This window comes from Fibrobacter sp. UWEL (genome assembly GCF_900142535.1).
GTDB lineage: Bacteria > Fibrobacterota > Fibrobacteria > Fibrobacterales > Fibrobacteraceae > Fibrobacter.
On sequence record NZ_FRBE01000006.1, the window covers coordinates 85,280 to 108,199 of the forward strand.

Annotated in this window: 19 protein-coding genes; 5 read left to right on the forward strand and 14 right to left on the reverse strand. The window is 49.9% G+C overall.

What is annotated here, in order from left to right; genetic code table 11:
• Positions 1-249: 249 nt before the first annotated feature.
• Positions 250-1,095 (reverse strand): 50S ribosomal protein L11 methyltransferase, encoded by an 846-nt coding sequence (locus BUB59_RS05650; RefSeq protein ID WP_073226784.1) that lies wholly within the window; start codon positions 1,093-1,095, stop codon positions 250-252.
• A gap of 141 nt (positions 1,096-1,236) precedes the next feature.
• Between BUB59_RS05650 and BUB59_RS05655 the strand changes: the two genes are divergently transcribed.
• The gene (locus tag BUB59_RS05655; protein ID WP_073226787.1) at positions 1,237-3,687 is read left to right on the forward strand and encodes an AAA family ATPase; all 2,451 of its coding nucleotides are present in this window, start codon (positions 1,237-1,239) and stop codon (positions 3,685-3,687) included.
• Between the two features lie 65 nt (positions 3,688-3,752).
• Here the strand turns inward: BUB59_RS05655 and BUB59_RS05660 are convergent, their stop codons facing one another.
• On the reverse strand, positions 3,753-4,178 hold the full coding sequence (locus tag BUB59_RS05660) for a YkvA family protein (RefSeq protein WP_073226790.1): 426 nt from the start codon (positions 4,176-4,178) through the stop codon (positions 3,753-3,755).
• A gap of 120 nt (positions 4,179-4,298) precedes the next feature.
• Positions 4,299-5,144, reverse strand: coding sequence for a TIGR02452 family protein (locus tag BUB59_RS05665; protein WP_073226993.1), 846 nt, complete (start codon positions 5,142-5,144; stop codon positions 4,299-4,301).
• Positions 5,145-5,266: 122 nt separating this feature from the next.
• On the opposite strand from BUB59_RS05665, the gene BUB59_RS05670 reads away from it, so the two are divergent.
• Positions 5,267-6,157, forward strand: coding sequence for a DUF58 domain-containing protein (locus tag BUB59_RS05670; protein ID WP_073226793.1), 891 nt, complete (start codon positions 5,267-5,269; stop codon positions 6,155-6,157).
• A gap of 56 nt (positions 6,158-6,213) precedes the next feature.
• Here BUB59_RS05670 and BUB59_RS05675 read toward each other — a convergent pair whose 3' ends face one another.
• Positions 6,214-8,205, reverse strand: a complete 1,992-nt coding sequence (locus BUB59_RS05675) for a GTP-binding protein (RefSeq protein ID WP_073226796.1) — start codon at positions 8,203-8,205, stop codon at positions 6,214-6,216.
• Between the two features lie 62 nt (positions 8,206-8,267).
• On the opposite strand from BUB59_RS05675, the gene BUB59_RS05680 reads away from it, so the two are divergent.
• Positions 8,268-9,983 (forward strand): GGDEF domain-containing protein, encoded by a 1,716-nt coding sequence (locus BUB59_RS05680; RefSeq protein ID WP_073226798.1) that lies wholly within the window; start codon positions 8,268-8,270, stop codon positions 9,981-9,983.
• Between the two features lie 65 nt (positions 9,984-10,048).
• Here BUB59_RS05680 and BUB59_RS15150 read toward each other — a convergent pair whose 3' ends face one another.
• From BUB59_RS15150 to BUB59_RS05720, 9 genes are all read right to left on the reverse strand, one after another.
• Positions 10,049-10,486 carry a hypothetical protein gene (locus BUB59_RS15150; protein WP_073226801.1) on the reverse strand — a complete coding sequence of 146 codons (438 nt, stop codon included), beginning with the start codon at positions 10,484-10,486 and terminating at the stop codon, positions 10,049-10,051.
• Positions 10,479-11,873, reverse strand: a complete 1,395-nt coding sequence (locus tag BUB59_RS05690; protein WP_083540190.1) for a Y-family DNA polymerase — start codon at positions 11,871-11,873, stop codon at positions 10,479-10,481. The genes BUB59_RS15150 and BUB59_RS05690 overlap by 8 nt, the downstream gene beginning before the upstream one ends.
• A 39-nt stretch (positions 11,874-11,912) precedes the next feature.
• Complete coding sequence (locus BUB59_RS15700) at positions 11,913-12,041, reverse strand: hypothetical protein (RefSeq protein ID WP_255370635.1); 129 nt, start codon at positions 12,039-12,041, stop codon at positions 11,913-11,915.
• Between the two features lie 32 nt (positions 12,042-12,073).
• Complete coding sequence (locus tag BUB59_RS05695) at positions 12,074-12,985, reverse strand: expansin family protein (protein ID WP_200778799.1); 912 nt, start codon at positions 12,983-12,985, stop codon at positions 12,074-12,076.
• Between the two features lie 88 nt (positions 12,986-13,073).
• Positions 13,074-13,706, reverse strand: coding sequence for a hypothetical protein (locus tag BUB59_RS14970; RefSeq protein WP_083540191.1), 633 nt, complete (start codon positions 13,704-13,706; stop codon positions 13,074-13,076).
• Complete coding sequence (locus BUB59_RS05705) at positions 13,706-14,455, reverse strand: tetratricopeptide repeat protein (protein ID WP_073226813.1); 750 nt, start codon at positions 14,453-14,455, stop codon at positions 13,706-13,708. Before BUB59_RS05705 ends, BUB59_RS14970 begins: the two co-directional genes overlap by 1 nt.
• 60 nt (positions 14,456-14,515) lie before the next feature.
• Positions 14,516-16,045, reverse strand: a complete 1,530-nt coding sequence (locus BUB59_RS05710) for an ArnT family glycosyltransferase (RefSeq protein ID WP_073226816.1) — start codon at positions 16,043-16,045, stop codon at positions 14,516-14,518.
• Complete coding sequence (locus BUB59_RS05715; RefSeq protein ID WP_234979959.1) at positions 16,045-17,745, reverse strand: NPCBM/NEW2 domain-containing protein; 1,701 nt, start codon at positions 17,743-17,745, stop codon at positions 16,045-16,047. The genes BUB59_RS05710 and BUB59_RS05715 overlap by 1 nt, the downstream gene beginning before the upstream one ends.
• 57 nt (positions 17,746-17,802) lie before the next feature.
• Positions 17,803-19,002, reverse strand: a complete 1,200-nt coding sequence (locus BUB59_RS05720; protein WP_073226822.1) for a M18 family aminopeptidase — start codon at positions 19,000-19,002, stop codon at positions 17,803-17,805.
• Between the two features lie 114 nt (positions 19,003-19,116).
• Between BUB59_RS05720 and BUB59_RS05725 the strand changes: the two genes are divergently transcribed.
• The gene (locus BUB59_RS05725) at positions 19,117-20,145 is read left to right on the forward strand and encodes an MlaD family protein (protein ID WP_073226826.1); all 1,029 of its coding nucleotides are present in this window, start codon (positions 19,117-19,119) and stop codon (positions 20,143-20,145) included.
• Entirely contained in the window at positions 20,139-20,927 is a 789-nt protein-coding gene (locus BUB59_RS05730; protein ID WP_073226830.1) for a hypothetical protein, read from the forward strand. Before BUB59_RS05725 ends, BUB59_RS05730 begins: the two co-directional genes overlap by 7 nt.
• A 13-nt stretch (positions 20,928-20,940) precedes the next feature.
• On the opposite strand, the gene BUB59_RS05735 is transcribed toward BUB59_RS05730, so the two are convergent.
• On the reverse strand, positions 20,941-22,908 hold the full coding sequence (locus BUB59_RS05735) for a TIGR02171 family lipoprotein (RefSeq protein WP_143160251.1): 1,968 nt from the start codon (positions 22,906-22,908) through the stop codon (positions 20,941-20,943).
• Positions 22,909-22,920: the final 12 nt, after the last annotated feature.

Sequence of the window (22,920 nt, forward strand, 5' to 3'; positions counted from 1 at the left end):
ACACATCAAACCCCACCAAAAACCGAAAAGGACCTGCAGATTCATTTCTGCAGGTCTTTTTTTACATCAAGATTGCTGAGCTTGCCGAAGCACCCCTCGGCAGGCTCGGGGAACTTAGTTAGCGTTCTTTGCAAGAACGCTCCACCATTGTAATCGAGCTTCGCTCGATTACCAAATGCTAGGCTCGGTCATGTCCGAGCAAGCTCGGCCGCGACTCTCACCTTACGCATTTGTCACCGGGGTTCGTGCCTACGCGTTCTTTGCAAGAACGCTCCACCACTCACCAGAGGTTCTTTCCTGCGTGACGGAGAAGCCGGCTTCTTCAAACCATTTCAGGATGTATTCCTTTTCGGTGAGGAGCTGGCCAGAAATAATGATGTAACCACCGGGAGCCAGCAGGTCTTCCATGTCATCGCGCATAGGCCACAGTTCACTGCGGATCATGTTACAGAGAATGACGTCAAACTTCGTGCCGTCCTTGAAGGAATCCAGGAATCCCAGAACGCAATCGCTGGCATCAAAACCGTTACGTTCAAAGTTTTCCGCAATGCAGGGAATGGCCAGAGGGTCGATTTCGGTACCGACCGCAAGGCGAGCGCCCATACGGCGAGCAAACATGGCAAGAATTCCGGTACCTGTACCAATATCAAGAACAGTCTTACCTTCAAAATCCACAGATTCCATCAAGTGAGCGCAGCTGCTAGTGGTGTCGTGTTCACCGGTACCAAATGCAGTCTTTGCTTCCAGTTCCAAAACAACAGTCTTGGGATCTTCCGGAGTGTATTCCACCCAAGGGGGGCGAACCACCAGGCGGGGGCTCACAGCAACGGGCTGAGCGCGATCGCGCCACCATTTGTCCCAATCCTTGGCAGCTTCTTCTTCGACGGTAAAATGATACTGGGGGAACTGAGCCACGATACGGTCACGTTCTTCCTTGTCTCCGGTGTAGAAACAAAAATCCGTGCGGCCAGATTCTGCGGGGTCCAATTCTTCCAAGGTTGCAACGCCAGCTTCAAAAAGCAAGTAGCTTGCAATTTCAAATTCTTCTTCAGAGCAATAGCCCTGTGCCTTATACCAAGTATCAATTTTCTGCATATCCACAATTTAGTAACTCTCACGGCCCCCTCAAATATCTTTTCACTTTTTCCTTTGACATTTTGATTTTTCAAGACGATAAAATGTTTAGGGAGGGGAACTCCCTTAAAAACCGGTCCGCCGGTCAACATTTAGGGTTATATGAATACATATTTCAAAAACATCTCCAAAAAGTTGGATCTTTATTCTCAAATTAAGCCTCAGCAGAGTGGCATGACCTTTTCCACCCTCAAGATTCTGGAATACTGGGCACGTATTCTCATCAAGAATCCGGAATGCGTCAACCGCGACGTGGCCGTCCGCCTCATGGACGAAGACCACACCATGGCTTTCGTGAACGAGGTGGTCAAGAAGTTCCGTTTCTATGCACGTCCCAAGAAGAAGCGCGCCAAGAAGAACAAGAGCCAGAATTTAAACGGAACCGAAGAAGGGATTCCGCAGATTAACGACGAAGAAATCCAGGAAATTTGCGAAAATTTCACCAACAACAATTTCGACGAAGAACCGGAAATGCGTTCCGATGTTTGCAACCCCCGCTTTCTCCGCGCCGTCAACCGCTACATCGAAGAGGCAAAACCGAACTGCAAGCAGTCTGCCGCAAGTAACTTGATCAAGGTCATTAATAATACCGATTCCGATGACATGGCCCCGCACCTGTATCAGGAATTGCAGCGCATTGCCAGCGATTATTTCATGACCTACATCAACAAGACCATTTCTGCAGGCATTCCCGAAGACGACCCTTCTTTCAAGCGCGTTCTTCGCGTTAAGGAAACGTACCGTCTTAAGGATGACGAGCTGGAACTGCTCCTTTACCTGTGGCTTCGCGAAAGCCCGGACCTGGAAGTAGAAGAGTCCCAGCGTAGCTTTTTGCGCCACCATCGCTTCCGCGATAACGACACCAACTTGAACAGCTTGGCAAACATTTCCCGCGCCACCGGTTTTTCTCTGGATGAACTGGGCGAATTGATGGGCAAGAACAGTTCCCTCAAGCGTTTGAACCTGGTAGATGACCAGTTGGACATTCCCCAGGAAGTGGCACGTTTCCTCAGCGGTTTCAGCGATGGCACCCAGATGAAGGCCTTCAAGCAGGCCCCCGATCCTACCGTAGATTTCCAGCAGCTTCAGGGCAAGAATCCCGATGCAAAGCTGATGCTTACCATGCTGAAGAACCACCATCATGATACGCCCCTGAACATCCTGCTTTATGGCGTCCCCGGCACGGGCAAGACGGAACTTGCCAAGGCTGTGGCTAAGGAACTGAACGTTCCCCTTTGGGAAATCAGCATCGACATGGACGAAGACACCAATTCTGGCGGCCGTTTCCCCATGGCCCGTCGTTACGAAAATCGCAATATGTCCGTATTGCAGTACCGTCTTCGCGCCATCACTCTTGCCGACTGGCATTGCGAAAAGAATCCTGGTCTGATTCTTGTGGATGAAGCAGACCTTGTGTTGAACGGCGCCGAAAAGGGTATCCTGAACAAGTTCTTTGAATCCCTGAAGACTCCGGTCATCTGGATTTCCAACAGCATGCAGTATGTGGAAGACAGTACCCGCCGCCGCTTTGACTTCTCCATGGCATTTAGGCCCCTGGCAAAGGACGAACGCTTGAGTGTTCTCAACTCCGTCCTGAAAACTCAGGATGCGGCCGACTTCCTGACGGAAGAAGAAAAGCTGAAGATCGTGGTGGAATATCCCGCCATGGCAGGTGGCCTCACTCTCGCCCTGCAGCACGCCAAGCAGCTGCTGGAATGTGGCGCCACCACCCCTCAGGAAAATTACAAGACCATGGCCCGCCTCCTGAAGGCACACACCCGCCTGATGGGTATCAAGAACGGCAACCTGAAGGAAGTGGAAAGTCACGCCCCCAGCTACTCGCTGGAAGGTCTCAACATCGAAGGTTCTACCAGCGAAATTATGGAAGTAGTCCGCAATTACGATCAGGTCTGGAGCGCCCTGGAAGAAGACGATGCTCCCAACTCTCTGAACATCCTGCTGTACGGCCCTCCGGGTACCGGCAAGACCGAGTTCGTCCGCCATCTGGCTCGCAGCCTGGGACGCAACCTCATTATCAAGCGCGCCAGCGACCTGCTGGGAATGTTCGTGGGCCAGACGGAAGCCCAGATTGCTGCAGCCTTCGAGGAAGCCAATCGCACCAAGTCCATCCTGTTCTTCGACGAAGCGGACAGCTTCCTGAACAATCGCGCGGGAGCGTTCCAGAATCACGAAGTCTCTAAGGTCAATGAACTCTTGACCCAGATGGAAAACTTCAAGGGAATCTTCATCGCGGCAACCAACTTCGAGAAGAACCTGGATCCTGCAAGTTCCCGTCGTTTCGCTCTCAAGCTGGGATTTGACTACCTGAAGCCCACTGGTGTACGCCACATATGGAATGTATTCTTCCCGGATACCTTCTGCCCCGACTCTGTAGCCAACCTGCCCATGCTCACTCCCGGAGACTTCAACGCCGTCAACGGCCGCCTGCGTTACTTCCCCGCAAGTAGCAAGACTCCGGAACGCATCGAAGCGGAACTCCGCAAGGAGCTGCGCAACAAGGACAGCCACGCCGGCCGTTCCATGGGATTTTAACCCTATAACCTCCTAAAGCAAAAAGGACCCCGCGGGATTTTTCCGCGAGGTCTTTTTTCGTTCATTTATCCCTGAGTCACCAGATGCACGATCAACGTGATGAGCCCGCCAATGGCTACTCCAGCCAGAAGTACCAACGCCACCAACAACCACTTGACATACTTGGCAAGCTTTACCAGGAGAGCGTCTTGGTTTGCGGCAAACTGCTGGTAGGCATTCAGGGCCGCCACAAGGGTAATGCCCACATCATCCAACCATCCCAAAACGGGAATTCCATCGGGGACAGCGTCAATTGGAGATACATCGTAGGCTAGCGCAAGCATGGCGATAACAACAGAAAGAGCTTTCCAGATAGGAGCGGCTCCTTTCTGTATTTGGCCGGAACCGCGACGGTCGAAATCCTCACCACGTTCTTTACGGCCTTCACGCTGGTTGCGCTCCATGTCCTTCATGTCATGGACTTCGCCTTCATAAACTTTTTCTTCTTTCATTTTTACCTTCTTTTTTCGCAGTTAATATACACTTTTTCGAAAACAAAAAACCGCCAGGGAGATTCTCCCTGACGGCCCTTCCACGTTACACAACACTACACACACGCGGATCGGAGAATTTTACTGAAAGGCAGCCTTAAAGGCATCCAGATTGTCAGTGCCATGATAAGGACTGCAGTATACTGCAAACTCGATGGCAGTAAAGTACTTGCCGTACTTTTCCACCAGCTGGCGGTAAGCCTGTGCAACCACCTTGGGATTATTTCGGAAAGCGCCACAGCCAAAAGCTCCCAGCACGAGAACATCCACATGGTTTGCCCTTGCCACCTGGAAAATTCGCTCACCGCGCTTCAGGTGAATTCGTAACTGGTCCTCATCGCTTAAGCCCTTGGGATCAAACCACAGGTTGGGAGCGGCACAGGTAATTACATCCACCGTCTTCCAATCCTTCTTGGGCAATCGTTTCGGCTCTTCCACATCACTCTTGATGATCGCTACGTCGGGGGCATAGATGCAGGCATCCGTGTAGAAATGATCACTGCGTCTACGATGGAATCGGTAATAGTTCTGAATGAATTCATCCTTGCACAGCACAGGATAGAGGGTGGAACAACGGCACAGGCATTCTTCCTGAGCGAAGGCGCCATCTTCCACACCGCCGCCTGGATTGGTGGCAGACGCAAAATTCAATACGGCCACACGCTTGCCGGGATACTTAGCCAAGAGTTTCTGAGCAGCCTCGAATGTACGATGGCCGGTAACCGTTACCTCAGGCGCTGTTTCCAGGCCGAGCTGGGGATCGGAACCGCCTTCGCTTTCGGAGTCGGGAATTTCAATCCCCTCCGGATACAGTTTTGCCCCTTGCAGAGAAGACTGCACCACCTTCTTCAAGGCCACATTTTCCTGAATCATAGCCATCGTGTCTTCAAAAATCTCGACTAGATTATCTCGTTTCTGTCTAAACATGTAAAAAACCTCTTCAAACATTTTATCGGCCTTTACAGTCCAATTGTCAAATAATTTTTCGAAAAGAACGATTTTTCTTGAAAAGCGAATTTTTATATATTACTCCCCGAAAAGAGATAAAAATGCTTGATAAAGAAGTTTTAAAGACCGTCAGCCGCATTGAGCTTTCCGTTCGAGGAACGCTGGACACCGTTATGACCGGTGCCTACCACAGTTCCTTCAAGGGAAATGGTATGGAATTCAGCGAAGTTCGCGAATACATGCCCGGCGACGACGTCCGCACCATCGACTGGAACGTAACCGCCCGTACAGGCACCCCCTACGTAAAGAAGTTCATCGAAGAACGTGAAATGACCATGCTCTTGATGGTGGACGCCTCCAGCAGTTCCGAATTCGGTAGCGGCAAGCAGATGAAGGGCGAAGTCATGGCGACCCTCACCGCACTTCTGGCTTTTGCAGCTATCAAGAACAACGACAAGGTGGGCCTGCTCATCTATACGGACCAGGTTGAACTTTTTATCCCTCCCGAAAAGGGCCGCAAGCATGTGCTGCGCCTCATTCGTGAAATTCTTTACTTCAAGCCCCAACATCACGGTACCAATACCCAGGTGGCATTGGAATACGCCGGTAAGATTTTGAACCGCAAGGCTGTGGTAGTGGTCATGAGCGACTTCCTGGACGAAGGCTTCGAAAACGCCTTCAAGATCCTCCGCAAGCGTCACGACGTTCTGGCAGTTTCCGTAGTGGACCCCCGCGAAATGGAATTGCCTCCCGCAGGCCTCGTAGAGTTGGAAGATCCTGAAACAGGAGAAACCCTGCTCATTGACACAGGGGATGTGGCTTTCCGCGAAGCATTCGCTCGCGAGGCTAAACGTCAGGGAAAAGCTGTGAAGGAATTATTCCAGCGTATGTCTATTGACTTTGTCCGCGTAGAAACGAAGGACGATTTCAAGGATACAGTGGCCCCGCTCATCGAGCACTTCAGACGCCGCGCCCGCATGGCCCGAAACTAAACCCGACGCCACCCTGAGCAATTCTTCGTACGTCACCCTGAGCGAAGCCGAAGGGTCTAGCCGTTTGCTTTTCGATACCCTAGTAGTTTAAGGCTATACAGCGCCGTCCCCTTGCTGATGCTACGCACATTGGTAGCATATCCAAAAATTTTCTGCAGGGGAATATCCGCCTTCAGGAAATGAGTTCGGCCATCGCCGCCAATTTCCTTCACCTTACCATCGCGGGACTGAATGTCTCCCGTAATGACTCCCGCAAAATTCACGGGACATTCCAGGGACAGTTCCATAATGGGTTCGTAAGCCGTAACATCAGCAGGCTTGATCAGCTTGTTCACTGCATCGGCACAACACTTCTTGATCATGGGAGGCAAGGCGCCCTCGGTCCAACTGAATTCAAGAACTTCAAAACGGATTCCAACTAAGGGCCCCTTTCCCAGCACGCCAATTTCTGCAGTTTCCAGCAAGGCGGAACGGACACCTGCAAGAATCTCGCGGGGAGCATTTTCCAGGAATTCCGCCGTCAGGCGAATATCATGATTCTGGGGAAGTTCTGCGGCATTTTCCACCACGCCAGCTTCAATCGGCGATGCGGACAACTTGATTGAAATCTTATGGGGTCCCAGCTGGAAGGAGTTTTCCACCGGTCCCACCGCCTGACTCAGGCGTTCCTGCCAGCGGACCTCCGGAGCACCCGCCTGGACTTCACAGCCAAATTCACGTTTGAGGCGAGCCAGCAACACATCCAGCTGAACCTCCCCCACCGTATGCAAGTACCAGAAGCCGCCATCTTCATCGTGCTGTACACGGAAGGACGGGTCCATGCGGGATAAGGTAGCCAGACTGCGTTCCACATGAGGATAGTCGTCCATACTCAGACATTCCACGCGGGTCTGCAACAGCGGCTGGTAGTGATCCCGCAAGGTTGGCGAGTTTGTCGAGCCACTTGCCGTGCCATCCTTCAAAATGACTTGGCCCAATTCCGTTTCCATCGGGGTACGGACCGCGTAAATATCGCCTGCACGAATTTCTTCCACAGGCAAAAGCAGGTTGGCCTTCAGGCGGGAAAACTCAAAACCAGCCGGCCATTCCTTACGTTCCATATGGCAATGAGCGCGGAACAGGGAAATTTCCCCCACGCCCTTGAAATGACGCAGACGAATGACCTGACCTAATTCATTCTCACTAAACCTTGGAACTTCCGGCAAGAAAAAGGAAAGAGCGGTCAAGAGACTGCGAACACCAAAGCCCGCCATAGCGGAGCCTGCATAACACAAGGCGTAATCATCACTCTGGGCCAATTTCTTCAAACCACGCAAAAGGATCTTAGGCGCAACCGTCTTCCCTTCCATGGCCAGTTCCAAAATTTCGTCATCAAAATTGCTGGCAGATTCCACAGCTTCGGCGTAGTACTTATCCAGCAACCCCTCGGCGCTGGATTTTCCACTGCGTTCAGAGCCAGCCGAACCATCCACTTCTTCCTGGCCCCCGTCAGAATGGATCAGCCTGGATTTACTAAGCACATCCAGCACGCCGCTCATTTTTCCGTCCTGATACTCGGGGATGGTCATGAGGACAGGCCGCACGCCTAGAACTTCTTCCACGTTAATGAGAGCTTCGTCCAAGGAATAGTCGGGATTGTCCAGCTTGTTAATGAAGAGGATCGTACGTACACCCGCTTCACGCAATTTCTTAAATGCAGCAACCGTCTGGGTTTCCACGCCACTAGCAGCACTGACCACCAGGACAGCTCCCTCTACGGCGGTCAAGGCCATATCCACTTCGGCGCCAAAATCCACATGGCCCGGAGTGTCAATAAAATTAAACCAGGTGTTCTTCCATTCAAAATGGGCAACGCCACTTTCGATGGTAATGCCACGTTCCTTTTCCTCGGGCATATAGTCCATGGTGGCAAGGCCCTCTTCCACCTTACCCGGGCGGCGAACTTCACCGGATGCAAACAGTATTCGTTCAGACAAAGTTGTCTTACCCGCATCGACGTGGGCAAGAATGGCGATATTTCGAATGGACTGTTGAGAATTTTGCACCATGTTTGACACCCTTTACGCAACAAAGTTAGTAAAACTCATCAAAAAACATTATATTAAACATTATGAGTCAGTCCGCCATCATTTCACAAGCCATCGATGTCATCTCCAAGACCTATCATAAGATTCTTAGGGTCAACTTGACAGATGATACTTACGAAACGATCAAGGTGCGCTCTGACGAAATGGAGCAGGTAAGCGAGGTCAAGTGTTTTTCCAAGTGGATCACGAACTTCGCCGACAGGGGCTGCGTTTACGAAGGCGACGTCAACATTTACAGAACAAAACTGCAACTGGACAGTCTCCGCAGGCATTTCAACGAAAACGACCGCTTTAGGCTCCGTTACCGCAGAAAAACCGATGGGGTTTATCGTTGGGTATTCATGGAAATTCTTCCCGACAAGGATTTCACAAAAGAATGCCAGAAAGTTTGGCTCTATGTGCAGGACATCCACGATTCCTACGTTCACGAAATGGAAGTCCAGCGTGAACTGGAACATTTCTGCAAATTCGATACCCTGACAGGTCTAAACAACTATTACTCTTACCAGACCCTGTGTCGGAGTTTTGCCGCCAATGACAACAAGTCTTCCGTGGCGGTCATCTTCGCGGACCTCAACGGTCTAAAGCTGGTGAACGACACCCGCGGACACGCCGCTGGTAACGAATTCCTCCGCAGTTTCACCCGCAAGTTGGTGGACAACTTCCAGAAAGATTCCATCTATCGAATCAGCGGTGACGAATTCCTCATTGTATTCCAGAACATCTCCCGAGAAACCGTTGGCTTCATGAGCGATAACTTCGCAGCCATCCTGAATCAGGAGGCCGTACCCCAGGCATCCATCGGTTACGCCTGGAGTGAACATCCCATGCATATCGAAGATGTGGCCCGAGATGCGGAAACCCACATGTACGATAGCAAGGAAAAGTTCTACGAGCAACATCCTGAATACAAGCGCGGCATTGCGGAACTGAACTACAAGCGCGAAATCGACGCTATCCTGCAGACCCTTTCCAATTCCTACGCAGTGATGTCCACCATCGACTTGCTGCATAACAGCTACCGTGTGCTGAAATCCATTGCAGGGACAGGTCACTACCCCACTGCAGAAAATTATTCCACCATGATCGAGGAAATGATTCCCATGGTGGATCCCGACTACCAGGAACTGGTAATAAATTTCTTCAGCATCGAGCACCTCAGTCGAGAGTTTTTAAAGAACCAGACACTGGTTTGCGAATACAAGAACCTCCGCGGGCGTTGGCATCAGGCTACCTTCAAGATTATTGAAACTCTGGACGGCAAGCCCTCCAAGGCACTATTCATCCTGGAAAGCGTGGACCGCAACCGCGCCGACAAGCTGGAGCAGCATCAGGACTTGCTCATCGAACATCAGATCATCGAAGGTTTGAGCAAGAACTACAGCATGATCTGCCGTATCGAAATTTCTACCCACAAACTTTTGCTGTACAAGAACCTGAGCCTACTGGATTCCATCACCACCGCCATGAAAATGTTGGATTATGGAGCAGTCGTCAAGTGGTTCGTCCAGAAGTACGTCGTAGCAGAAGACAAGGCTAGAGTCAATGCCTTCCTGGAATTTGACAACATTAAGAAAAAACTCCAGGAAAAGAACGAATGTTCCATCCTATTTAGAACCACTCCCGAGTTCCATAATACCAAGGACGTTAGTTACAGTCAATTCTATTTCTACCGTTTGAAATCCGACCCGGACAAGATCGTTCTCGCCACCAAGAACGTGACGAAATCCATGGGGTAAGGGAGCTTTGCCCCTGTAGCCCCATCGCCCGTTCGTCATTCCCGCGAAAGCGGGAATCTAGACATTCACATCAGAGACAAACTTTTCACATCAGCAAGAGCAATCACGCGGTCTACGATTTGAATGGTTTGGGCCAGAGCGTCTAACTTTGCTACGGCACCTTCCACATCCTGATAAGTTCCTACGCCAGCAGCCAAGACACGATCCTGCACGAAGTAGGTGACTTTCACTACGGGATGTTCGCCCTGTTCTAAACGTTCAGCTAAAGTCCCCAGCGTTTCATCCAATTCCAGGCGGGAATCTTCCATCAGTTCATCCTGACGGATAGTCAGTTTCTTTTCGGCAGTTTCCTCAATGGCATCGCTATGACCGCGAAGGGCCGCAAAAGGCGAGAAGATTTTCGCACGATTCTCGATAGACATTCTAGGATGTTTAATCAAGAAGTTCCAATCGTTTCGCGGGTAGGGCAAATTGATTATGTCATCGTAATTGAAGCTAGGCACGATGACCTCCAATCTGTCCGTTGCGTTCCACAGTCGTAGCGCCTTCCTGCAGGTCCATCCCCTTAATGATGGCATTCTTGCCGAAACGTTTCTTAATAAGGATTTCAGCCTTCAGTCTTTTCTTTTCTCGCTCTTCCTTCTGGACGTCCGTAAAAATATCGGGCTGGTCGTAACTGGCGTCCAGCACATCATTGGCGACAATGTTTAATCGCTTGAAAGTCAAATCCTTCTGGGTAATGCGATCAAACAGTTTCATCACCGCATCCGCAATCACCGTCAGGGAGCTGGTGTAGCGTCCCAGCGCCGCCGTTCCGTGGGCAGGCTTGGGCAAAGTGCGTCCATAGGGATCCACCACCACTTCGCCGTGATAAATTCCCTTATCAATGTTCTCGCGGTCGTAACCCAGGTGCAACGTAATGCCGTTGGTCACAAGGCTCTTGTCAATGAGATCAATGACCAAGGAGTCCACCATTTCACGAACAACAATGCGGGCCTTATTCCAGTCGTAAGCATGCTGTAAAACTTGTCCACTGCCAATGCTGTTGGATTTCGGCTTGTATTTTTTGATTTCCGCAATGGTACAAGGTTCATAGCCCCAGGCGTGATCAATCAAGATTTCCGCATTGATGCCAAACATCTTGTAAAGTTCATCCGGGCGCTTGATGCTCACACGAGCCAAATCACCCATAGTGAGAATACCGCGTCCATCGTTCAACCTGCAAGTCGCCAGGCGCTCCGCAATCCCGCGGCCCACCTGCCAGAAACTGGTAAGAGGCTGATGGCTCCACAAGTTTTTGCGATAGCTCATTTCGTCCAGCTCCGCAATGCGGACTCCATCTGCATCGGCGGGCACATGCTTTGCCATAATGTCCATAGCGATTTTGCACAAATACAAATTGGTGCCAATGCCCGCAGTAGCGGTGATTCCAGTGGTTTCAAAAACATCCTGGATCATGGTCTTTGCCAATTCCCGAGGAGTCTTCTTGTACATAGACAAGTAGCGGGTCACGTCAATAAAACATTCATCGATGGAATACACATGAATATCATCGTGGCTCACGTACTTCAAGTATACATTGTAGATGCGGGTGGAATACTCCACGTATTTCGCCATCTGGGGCGGAGCTATAATAAATTCAATGGTCTTGTCTGTACGCTGTTTGACTTCAGCCACCTTCTGGTTCACTTCAAAAAGGCGGGCGCGACCGGGAATCCCGTAAGCTTTTAATGAAGGCGTTACCGCAAGACAAATCGTCTTTTCGGTTCGAGATTCATCAGCCACCACAAGGTTCGTCTTTAGCGGGTCAAGCCCCCGCAGAACACATTCCACGGAGGCAAAAAAGGATTTCAAGTCAATGGCAATGAATGTACGATTTTTGGGACCCACAGGAACAATATAGATATTCCTGTTGTCACACAGGTGTCATCAATTCGCAATGGATTTCTGGATTTTCAAAACATCTTCAAGAGACATTTCGTTATCCTCAGCGATTTTTGCGGCATCGCTATCATCCTTGCTTACCAAGCCAGCATCATCAAGTTCAAAGAACTTCAAGACAAATAAAAAAGCAAGAAATTTTTTATTAACTAATCCCGATAATCGTACAGGTAATAATTGGCTTCTTCCTTCGAGAAGGCAGAGCCAGGGATTTTCCATACATCGGGAGTGCCGCTGCGATAGGAGACTTCTACGTTCACCACGTCATCTGACTGGAGGACTTCTACGGGAACTTTCCAGAAATTTTCCGTCCCCACCACAAATTCCAGATTTTCGTTACCGATGGAAATGTTGGTTACCGCATCCTTGGGGTTACGCACTTGAATGATGCTCCAGTAAGTGCTGGCACCTTCCTTAATCCAAATGCTAGTGGAGTCTCCCCACACGCCTTCAACGCCTTCGCAGGATACGAATTCCCATTCGCCGTAGTAGCGGCCCACCTGAATGCCCATGATATCGCTGGCTGGTGCACCGCCAAGGTCTACACCGCAACTTTCATCGGGACAACGGTCCGTAATGCGAACCGTCACACGTTTCCAGCCATCAGGCGTCTGAGCCTTTACGCGAACGCAGCCTCCGCAGGCAAGGCCCCCGTTCCAAGGACCCTGATCGTCCCCGCTGGAAACATTCACATGGATGGCAGCATAATATTGAATGTTTGTCTGGCCATAATTGCAGGCGCCTCCCAGGCTTGTTTCCTTAGCAGTAATGCTACCGTAGGTTGTAATGGAGCCCTTCCCGCCAATATCCGTCAGGACGGGATCCTGAGCCGTATAGCTATCGCAATTGCTGCAATTCCCATCCGCATCGTCGAAATACCAAGCGTCGGATTCCTTAGACTCCGAGGAAGCCTCCGTAACATCGCTGGAGGACATCGCGACAATACTCGACGAACTTATAGGCACATCCGTTGCATTAGAAGAATTGTCAGAACCGCAACCAATAAAGGCTAAAGTCATTCCCATCAGCAAGCAAATTGCACTAAAAAAATTCGTCCTCATATCCCCCTTAATCTAAATAAAAACGAGACCCTTTTTAGGATCTCGCTCAATATTTTACTTATGTAAATTTTCCGGCGCGACGCTCGCCTTACCAGTCTTTTTCAGGGCGTCTCTGGCCGCGGATGGGTTTCCAGGGTTTGCGTTCGCCGTTCTGCTCATCGAAATCCTTCAACATCTGGGCCGCATCCTCGGGACTCATCATAGCGGGAGTTTCTTCAGGCTGCTGGTCTTCCCCACCCTGGCTGTCGCTGGACTGATCCTGCGGCTGTTCGGGCTGAGGCTGCTGATCCTGGCCACCGTTGGAATCGGAGCTCTGATTGTTGCCCTGGCTGGAACTGGATTCGCCAGAATTCTGGTCCTGCTGGTTTTGATCCTGCTGGTCCTTATTCTGATCCTGGTTATCCTTGTTCTGGTCCTGATTTTGATCTTGATTCTGATCCTGGTTTTGATCGTTGTTCTGATCATTCTTAGGATCGTTCTTCTTATTTTCGTTCTTCTGTTCGTCCTTCGCTTCCTTAATGCGATCTAGAAGCATCTGCAGTTTCTGATCGTTAGGATAATACTGAAGGCCTTCATTACAGGTAATCTCTGCGGTGGGCAAGCGATTTTCGATGTACTGGAAAGCAGCATCGCTATAGTAAGCGCTAGCGGACTTCGGAGCAGCAAAAGCCGCACCGGCACACAGAACCAATCCGAAAAGTACACGCGGAAGCATTCTCATTAGATTACCTCCAGATCGTTATCGGTGTTGCTGGCGTCAATCTTTGCCTTAGGCTTACGACCTGCCTTAATTTCAATGACATCATCTATACGCTGCACGTAAGAGCTGAGCTGACCTGCAGTTTCATCTTCGGCGATGATGTTTTCCAGAAGGGCCTTGGCATCTTCATACTTGCCATCCTTGGAAAGCTGGAGAGCGCGAGCCAGAGCTTCCTTGGCCTTTTCACTTAAAGGCGGCTGCTTCTGATCATTTTCCTGATCCTGGTTCTTGTCCTGATTTTCCTTCTGCTTGTCAATTTCTTCCTTCAACTTGCGCTGAACAATTTCAACATTCTTCTTGGCGTTTTCAAAATCCTCATTCAAGTCGATTGCCTTTTTCAGATAGGCAACGGATTCACGCCACGCCGCAATACGTTCACTAGGCTCACTGGCTTTTTCACCCACGCGGAAATGGGTATTGGCTAAATTATAGGCAGCCTTTGCAGCCAGTTTCTTATCCGGCATGCGGACTGCACTTTCCAATTCCTTCTTGGCCTCGTCATAATTACCAAGCTTGTATTGGCAAGTACCGATGTTGTAAAATAGAATAGGTTCCGCAGGTTCAGCCTCGCGGGCCTTCATATACTTTTCGAGAGCGCCGGCGTAGTCGCCCGCAGCAAACAGCTTATTGCCATCGTTAATGGGGCGTGCAAAAGCGGCCACGGCCACCATCAACACTGCAACAAAAACTTTTGAACTAGATAAACGCATATTCAAATCTTTTAAACTTTTCTGCCCGTCAATATATGAAATTTCAGTATTTAAGAGTACTTACTGGGGATATGCCACAATATATTTTCCAAAGTTTTGCACGGCATAGCCCTTCTGTTCCATAAGATTCAAGCGATTTCCCTTATTTTCCAGAAGGTAAACGGAACGTCCATCCGCCTGGTATTCATTAAAGGTGAATTCGTACTTGTCAAAGCGATGAACATACAGGAATGCGCTTGGGAAATTGGTATAGGCCACCGTAGACAAATAGGAATTTAGATCCACCTGCCCGTAGAAAAGCACGCGAGTGTAATTCACATTGGGGTCCACATACATCTTGGTCCCCGCAGGCATCTTGGACTTGGCAAAAGCAATTGCCTCCCCAACACCTTCACAGAAGTGATTTCCAATACGATCCTTATAAATCGTGAAATACGTCCTTTCGAAATTGGCAAAACACAGGAGGTATGCCACCAGCGGAATCACGATGGTCTTAGGATGAATATAATTGAAGGTGAGCAGAATTCCCTGAGCCGCCATAATGATGGCAGGAATGAAGAACAGGTTCACGCGATTCACATTCACGTTAATAAGAATGCCAATGATGAAACCGGCCAGCAGCCAAACCACCAGGAAAAAAGACAACCCTACGCGACGGGCGATGACATCACGAACTGCGTGGAACAAGTTCAGTCCCAGCCCCACAAAAACAAAGGGGAGCGTAAAGGAATAGAACAAGCCAAAGCCTTCCATATAATTCCAGGGAAGTCCATCGGACTGATTCTTGAGAATGTTCCAGAAGTTCATGAAATTCTCGGGAATCTTCTCGAAGGAAATTTCACTATCCCGGAAATACACCATCTTGGGAATGCTGAAGAAAGGCAATGTGATTTCGGAAATCACATTCTTGTTCACCAGAAGGAACAGGAGCAGGGGCAGCGCCAAAGCGACAAGTATCCCCAGGGAAATCCAGGTGTAGCGATTGTTCTTGACGGAACGAGTCCACAGTCCATAGGCCACCAGCATCAAGATAATGAAGGGAACCACCGCCCAGATGGTAGCGTAAGCATAAAGGGACAATCCAAAGAAGGCAGCGGATGCCATCAGCAGCTTCGGTTTTTCCATGGCCTTCACAAAGAAGAACATCCCGAACAGCACAAAGCCCGGCGCAAGGTTGGATTCCAGTGCCCAGCGGGAAAGCATTACATGCCAGGGCGAAATAGCCAGAAGCAGCATGGCGCCAATGGCAGTCTTCTCATTGGAAAAGCGGCGGACCATCAAGTATACCGCCACCAGGGAGAGAATCCCCACCAGCACCATGGGCAAGCGAATAGACCACACATGAAGTCCAAAGAGAGCGACAAAGGGAATCATCAAGTAGGATTCCAGAGCATTCATGCCAGAACCCCAGGCGGTCAAGTATACAGGCAGGCGATAGCCATAGGAATCCGCCCCGTGATGGAGCAAGGTAAAGGCGTTGTAACCCGCGAAAGCTTCGTCCTGGTTGATGTCTCCCGGCACGGAACCGAACATGTAGAAACGTGCGTAGACACCCAACAGCAACACCAGCCAGAAAAGAACCTTACCCATTACTTTTCCTTCTTGGTCACCACGATATTCAGCCAGTCTGCATGATCGTAAGAATTGTCTCCATCAGGATCCGCCTTCAGGATAATCATGGACTTGCCGCTCACATTGGCACTACCGCGCTGGGCGCCCTTGTTGCCATACACCATACCGCTCTGCCACAAGGTATTTCCGTCCACATCCTCAACGCTAAACTTCACGGAACCGCCGCCACCACTTTCGTCATCGATGGCCACCACAAATTCCAGGGTCTCCGCGTTATCGGGAAGCCTAAAGAACAATTCAGAAGCGGCGTGAGTTCCAAAGCCGTTTTCAAACTGCTGCCCCTTTACCGTCAAGGTATTTCCATCCACGGAACGATTCTTACGGGGCGAACCGTATTGCTGGGTATAATGATCAATTCGCAAGTCCGTCAGGAAGAACTGATTGTCCTTCAATTCCACCTGCAAAGGCATCAGTCCAGAAATTTCACTTCCCAGAATGGGCAACAGGAATAGGCCCAAAACCGCATAAGGCGTAAAGTGAGGGAAGGTTACCGCCTTCAGCTTTTCAATGACAAACGGGAATGCCTTGGGCGCAAAGTTATGGACGATGGCCGCAATAAATCCAACTACCGCAATTCCAGAAACCCAAGTCCAGAGATCCGCACCCTTAAAGCCGTTAATCATGGAAATGTTCATGGCGCATACGGCGGTAATCAAGGTGGTCCAGATCCAGGATTTCTTCATGTCCAGAATCATCCATACGCAAACAAAAGGTACGGCATAAATCAGGTAGCGTTCGTGCATGCCCGGCAGCAGCAGGAAGAAAGCAAATGCATTCCAGGAAGCCAATTCAAAAGTTCTACGGAGGGACTTGGCAAAGAGGGCGCACTTCAGGATATATGCAGATACCACCACAAAGAGAATCTTTCCAAGCCAGGTAGGAGCAAGCAGGAAACCGATTCCATCGCCGGAAAGTCCCAGCAAGGGCAACGTATCCCTGCTGGTATTCCCCACTAGGAACATCCAGAGGTTAGCGGCATTGTAGGTAGAATAGGGATACTGTTCCGTGGTATTCAAGTAAGCATGGGTCAGCATGCCCGACAAGTTCCCCGCCAGAATAAAGGGCAGGAGCACCAGCACCACAGCAATTACCATCAGAGGAAGCCCACGCCAGGATGTCTTATAACGGCGCAGGAACATGCCGCCAAAAATGGGCAACAGCAAAATCATCTGGAACTTTGCCAGCAGAGCCAGGGCAAAGAACATGGACGCATATTTAATCTTGCTACGGAAATTGATGCAGTACAGGGCAGCGATACCGAACATGCAGGGGAACAAATCCACCTGTCCCCAAATAGGACCATCCAGCAACAAAGCGGGATTCAAGGCAACGAAAGCAAGAGCGATATGAGCATCACGAGTTTCCAGCTTAAAGCGGGCCACCATGCGGCTTGCAAAATCTGTCAGGCCTACGTGAGCAAAGTACACCGGCCACAGGCAGAAGAACTTCAGCAGGGTTCCCTTTTCCACGGGAATGTTAAACAAGTTGTGGATCTGCGCCACCACCCAAAGCCAGAACACATACAGCGGAGGATAGTTGCCGTCAAAATGTTCTAAACCATTATTTGCCAGTTGCTTGACCCAGTTGGCCCAATAGCCCTGGTCCCCACCAAAGGCAGATGCCTGAGTGCAGAACAAATTTGCCAAGAGGCAAATCACGCCCCAAATCAAAAAATATTTCGTCGCCTGTTTTTTCACAATAATCCTAACCGTTCATTACACAAAAAATTTCTTCAGCAGCTGAATCATATCATCATGATCCTTAATGGCAATCATCTCGCGGATGCTATGCATACTGAGCATGGGTTCACCAATATCCACCGTAGGAATACCAAGGCTTGCAGAGATGGTAGGTCCCACCGTAGATCCGCAGGGCATATCGTTACGAGTGATAAACGTCTGGCAAGGCACTCCAGCATTTTTGCAGAGTAGCTTGAAGTTTGCGGAACTAACCACATCGCTGGCATAGCGCTTCTGGGAGTTCGCCTTCAGGACAACGCCACCACCTAAGACAGGCCCGTGGTTGGATTCATGCTTCTGCGGGAAGTTGGGATGCACCGCATGAGCCATATCGATGGACAAAGCCAGAGAAGTAGAGAGCGCAGAGTTTAAAGTCGAAAGAGGCAAACCCGCTTCGCCCCACACCTGCTCCAGAATAGACTGCAGGAAGTTGCCACCCGCACCTTCGCGAGTCACAGAGCCAACCTCTTCATTATTCATGAAGGCGGCCACCATGAAATCATTTTCCAGCGGTTCAGAAGCTAGCAGCGCTTCTGCAATGGCGTGACAGCTGCTCAAGTTATCCAGACGTCCGGAGTAAATCCACTCGTCATTGAAACCGCCAGCATTGGCGCCCTGTGCGTCAAACAGCTGTACATCAAATTCCAGCAGTTGTTCGTCACCAGCAAGTTCTGCCTTCAGCACGTCTACAAACTTCTGGGACTCTGCAGCACACCACAGCGCATCCAGGTCCGTCTGAGGGTTCACCGTCAAGCCATCCTGATTCACACCGCGATTCAGGTGAATAGCAAGCTGGGGAATCTTGAACAGCTTGTTGCCTCGAATCAGTTTCGTCTGAACCTGGCCATTGCGTTCAAAGGCGAGCATACCCGCATAACCCAAGTCACGATCCAGCCAGCTGGTATACAGCAGGCCACCGTAGGTTTCCACATGGAGTTTATTCACGCCAGCGCAAGCCTTATCCGGATTCGGGGAAATTTTCAAGGCAGGAAAATCCGTATGGGCCAAAGCAATACGGAACCTTGAATTCTCGCAGGCTTTTTTAGGGGCACGCACCGCAATCAAGGCGCCGTTCCGTTCAAAAAGCAAAGCTCCGCATCCTTCCAAAGCCTTTTTCAGGTTGTCCACGGTGTGGTAAGGAGTAACGGATTTGTCGAGAAATTCAAAAAAATTCATAAAGCCTCCGGCCTAATGCCCCTCAAAATAGAAATATGGCGGTAATCTTCGTTTTTTAGAGGCATTTTTCGGGCCTAATCGTAAAAGTAAAATAATATTTATATATTTCTTGCCATGGCATTTAAACCTTTAAAACGCATTAACTGGATGGAAATTTCCGGCCTTTTGGTCGGCGTGTTCCTGACCATTGCCGTTATGGTGTTTGCCATCGTCCTGTACACCAAGTTGTTCACCTCCGGCATGATCGGGGTGGAAGAATACAGACTCCACAGTACTTTCGAAAAGGCATTCGGCCTCCGTCCGGGCACCCGCGTTCAGATTAGCGGCGTGGACATCGGTCAAATTGGCGAAGTGGAAGTGGAAGGTGACGGCGTATTCATTGAATTTGTAATCCGCAAACAGTACCAGCCCTGGATTACGGACAGCGCCAAGGTGTTCGCCATCCGTGACCAGAACATGATTTCCGCCCGTGTCATTAACATTGACGTTCGTCGCGGTAAAGGTCGAGTTCTCGAAGATGGAGACTTCCTTCCCCCGGGACAGGCTCAGGATATCGAAACCGTTCTTGAAACTGCAAACGTCTTGCTGGGTCGTGTGAACACCCTGGTGGACGCCGCCGACTCCCTCCTGGGCATGGCCATGGATACGGGAACCACCATCGGTGCTATGTTTGGCTCTCGCGCTCTTTACGACAACTTGAACCGCCAGTTGAACCGAATCGACGACATGACCTACGTGGGTAAGAGGGTTCTTTTCCAGACGGCAAACATCATGGATACCCTCCAGGTCCAGATGCCTACCCTCCTGAACAAGGTGGACGTGATTACCACGGACGTTGGCGGCCTGATTACCGAACTGAAGCCTGTACCCCAGAAGGTGGACAAGCTTATGGGTGGTGTGGAAGACCTGATGGGCAACGTTGGCGGTCTCATGGGCAAGCTTGATGTATCTCTCAACAAGGCCGACAACATGCTGGCAGAAGTGGGAGAACTGACATCCGGTCTGGGCGATTTTATGGAAGCTACGGAACAGACCCTCCAGAGTGCAGACGACCTGATGAACGGCCTGTCCGACATGTGGATTATTCGTAGGTCCATACCCAGCAAGGATTCCGTACCCTTCATGGTGGAGACCCTATGGTAATCCACCGCTCCAAGATTCGTTACTTTGCAGTTGCTGCAGCACTTGCGCTCCTGGCCGCTACGGACGTTTCCGCAAGCGAGTCCGGCATCCAGTCTTTCAGAGCGCAGAAGTCCATTAATGCAGGAAAGTTCGCCCGAGGCTACGGCCAGCTGGAACGAGCTCTGCTGGCTAGCCGCAAGGAAGCCGATCTTCGTGCCGAAGGTCGCATATTGATTTCCATGGCCCAGATCCGCACCATGAGTCTCGATCTGGACTTTGCAGATTCCCTCCTTTCCAACGTCCGCAAGGATATTCTGGATACCAACACCCTTATTCTCCTGAATAAGGCCAAGATGGCAATCGCCAACGAAAGAGGTAACTACAAGGAAGTGGTGAGCACTTGCTCCTCCGTAGAAAAGGAACTTCTCTCCAAGGCGGACAAGCCTGCTCAGGCAGCCTTCTATGGCGAGTGCGCCATCGCGCAAGCTGCAGCCCACCAGGATTATAGCGAAGCCCTGAAGATGGCAGGCAAGCGTTCCGATAAGAGTGGCGGTTTCTACGCCCTTACCGCAGCCCGCGTTGCGGAACTGAGCGGAAACATAAGCGAAGCGGATTCCCTCTATAAGGTTGCCGAGAAGAAATCCATCGAAGGAAACAAGCCCTACAATACTGCAACCATTCTTTACTACCGTTCCAACCTGAAGGTTACTCCCAAGGACGAAGCGGCAGACCTGAAGATGCGCTGCAAGAATGCTTTTGAGCTGATGGGTCTTCCCAACAACGCAAAGCGCTGCGCAGAATAATTTAGAGCAACACTTACTGCATCCCTAACAACAGAGAATCCAGCCGACTAGTTAGCTGGGCAGCGCCTTCTGTGGACAGGTGGTCCGTATCGTGAGCCATTTGATCTGAGTAGTCATGACTTCCCATCTTATTTTCATCCATCACCACAAAATTCTGATACTGCTCCGCCATAGCAAACACGGAATCTCGAACCCATTGGGCTGTAGACCTCTGAAGTCCATGACAACCCCAAGAATCGGTTTGTGCATATTCCGGATTCTGCGGAAAAATCACACCCACCACAGAAATATTTCTTTTTTGAGTTTCTATCAAAAATTTCCGCAAGAGATCCAAGTTCCACTGGATTCGATCTGGATAAAGTTCATCCCAGTTCACCATTCCTTCAATAATAGCAGGGCCCCAACCTTCTATGTCCGTGTCAGCGAATCCTCTAGAAGCCCCATAAACCATCCAGGAGTATTCTGATGCAGGAAAGGAGTGTTCCACAGCCTCTATAAATCCATTCGGCATTCCGTATTTCCAATAATAATGCGACGAATCATAAGAGTATCCCGGAACAACATCAAAGATCATCTTCGAAAAATCGGTCTTTATCTGCCACAAATCAAAATCAAGAGAAATGACGATAGCCTTTAAATTCGGAAGAGCGTTAAAACCATAGTCCCTAGCGAATCGAATGGAAGCGTTCATATCATTATAAGCATGTCCCATATTCATGGCATAACCCACAGTCAAAGAATCAGGAATAACACCATTGGCCATACGAGAGCTGCCCACGCAGAAATACTCTATTTGCTCAGCATTTTTCCACATTAGTTCCATCTTGACACGAAGAATCTCGCCGGCAACATTTCCGCCAGGTAGCAAGTACACGCCTGCACTATCTAAATCCACATCCTTAGGAATGTGGAATTCCGTGCTTACAGACCATAGGCAGGGATGCCAAAGTTCATCCCCTTGAGCAAGTTCCAAAATGGAAGAATCCGACATATTCACTACGGCAAGCTTCTTATGGGATCCATTAACACCCGTCAATGAAGCCACTGCCAACGGAGCGTTATCAGCATCAGTGTTATTATTCCACAAAGCCCATTCGCTATGATCAAAACTGTATCCCTCTGGAGCAGGGATCATCCTTGTTAAACGCCCCGCAGAATCCGCTTCCAGAATTCTTTCATGAACGCCATATTTTTCTCCTGAAAAAGCGGTCCCAGTCTTTCCACCAAAATCGAGAAAGAGAGTACGCCTCTGCACGTCCTTTGACAAGCTTACATTACAAGCCTGCTCCCCATTATACCACAGAGAATCTTTTCCATCAACTCTAGCCCTCAAAAGGCGAGCTCCTGTCACGGCGAGTTGATTGTCCGAACTTACACCACCATGGAAGGCTCCATCAAACAATTTTTTAGGGGTTCCAAACTTACCATTCACAAAGGGTACCTGCCATGTACTTTGCTTCAGGAAAGCAGTGCCATCCCTATTATCATTTGCACTTGTCACATAGACAATCACGGTATCGCCAATATCAAGGACCTTCCAGCGGGGAATTACCGCATTCTCCACATTCAGTTTCACCAAGTCGCTTCCTGCACTATCAAGATTACGCACATACACGCTGGATACGGTACCCGTCCCCTCCATGCCCGTACAGAAAGCAACCTTCCTGCCATCAGGAGAAACATCCGGATGATAAGCATCCAGTTCATCTTGAATCTCTACAATAGTAGGGTTCGCGCTGGAATAATTGACAAAGGCAAGGTTTCCCGTCACATCATTTCGAAAAACCAGTTTAGAATCAAATGTTCCTGTCCTTTTTTTCACGGACAGTGAACTAGCCAAAAGCAATATGGGATTAGATACCTCATTACCGTTGCTTCCTAACCAGGTGGGATTCGGGATTTTGCCATAGGCCACTCGAAACCCTATATAATTAGCACGGGATGAAGAAGTCACAGCATATACATCTCCACGTCGAAACAGATGTAGACGGAG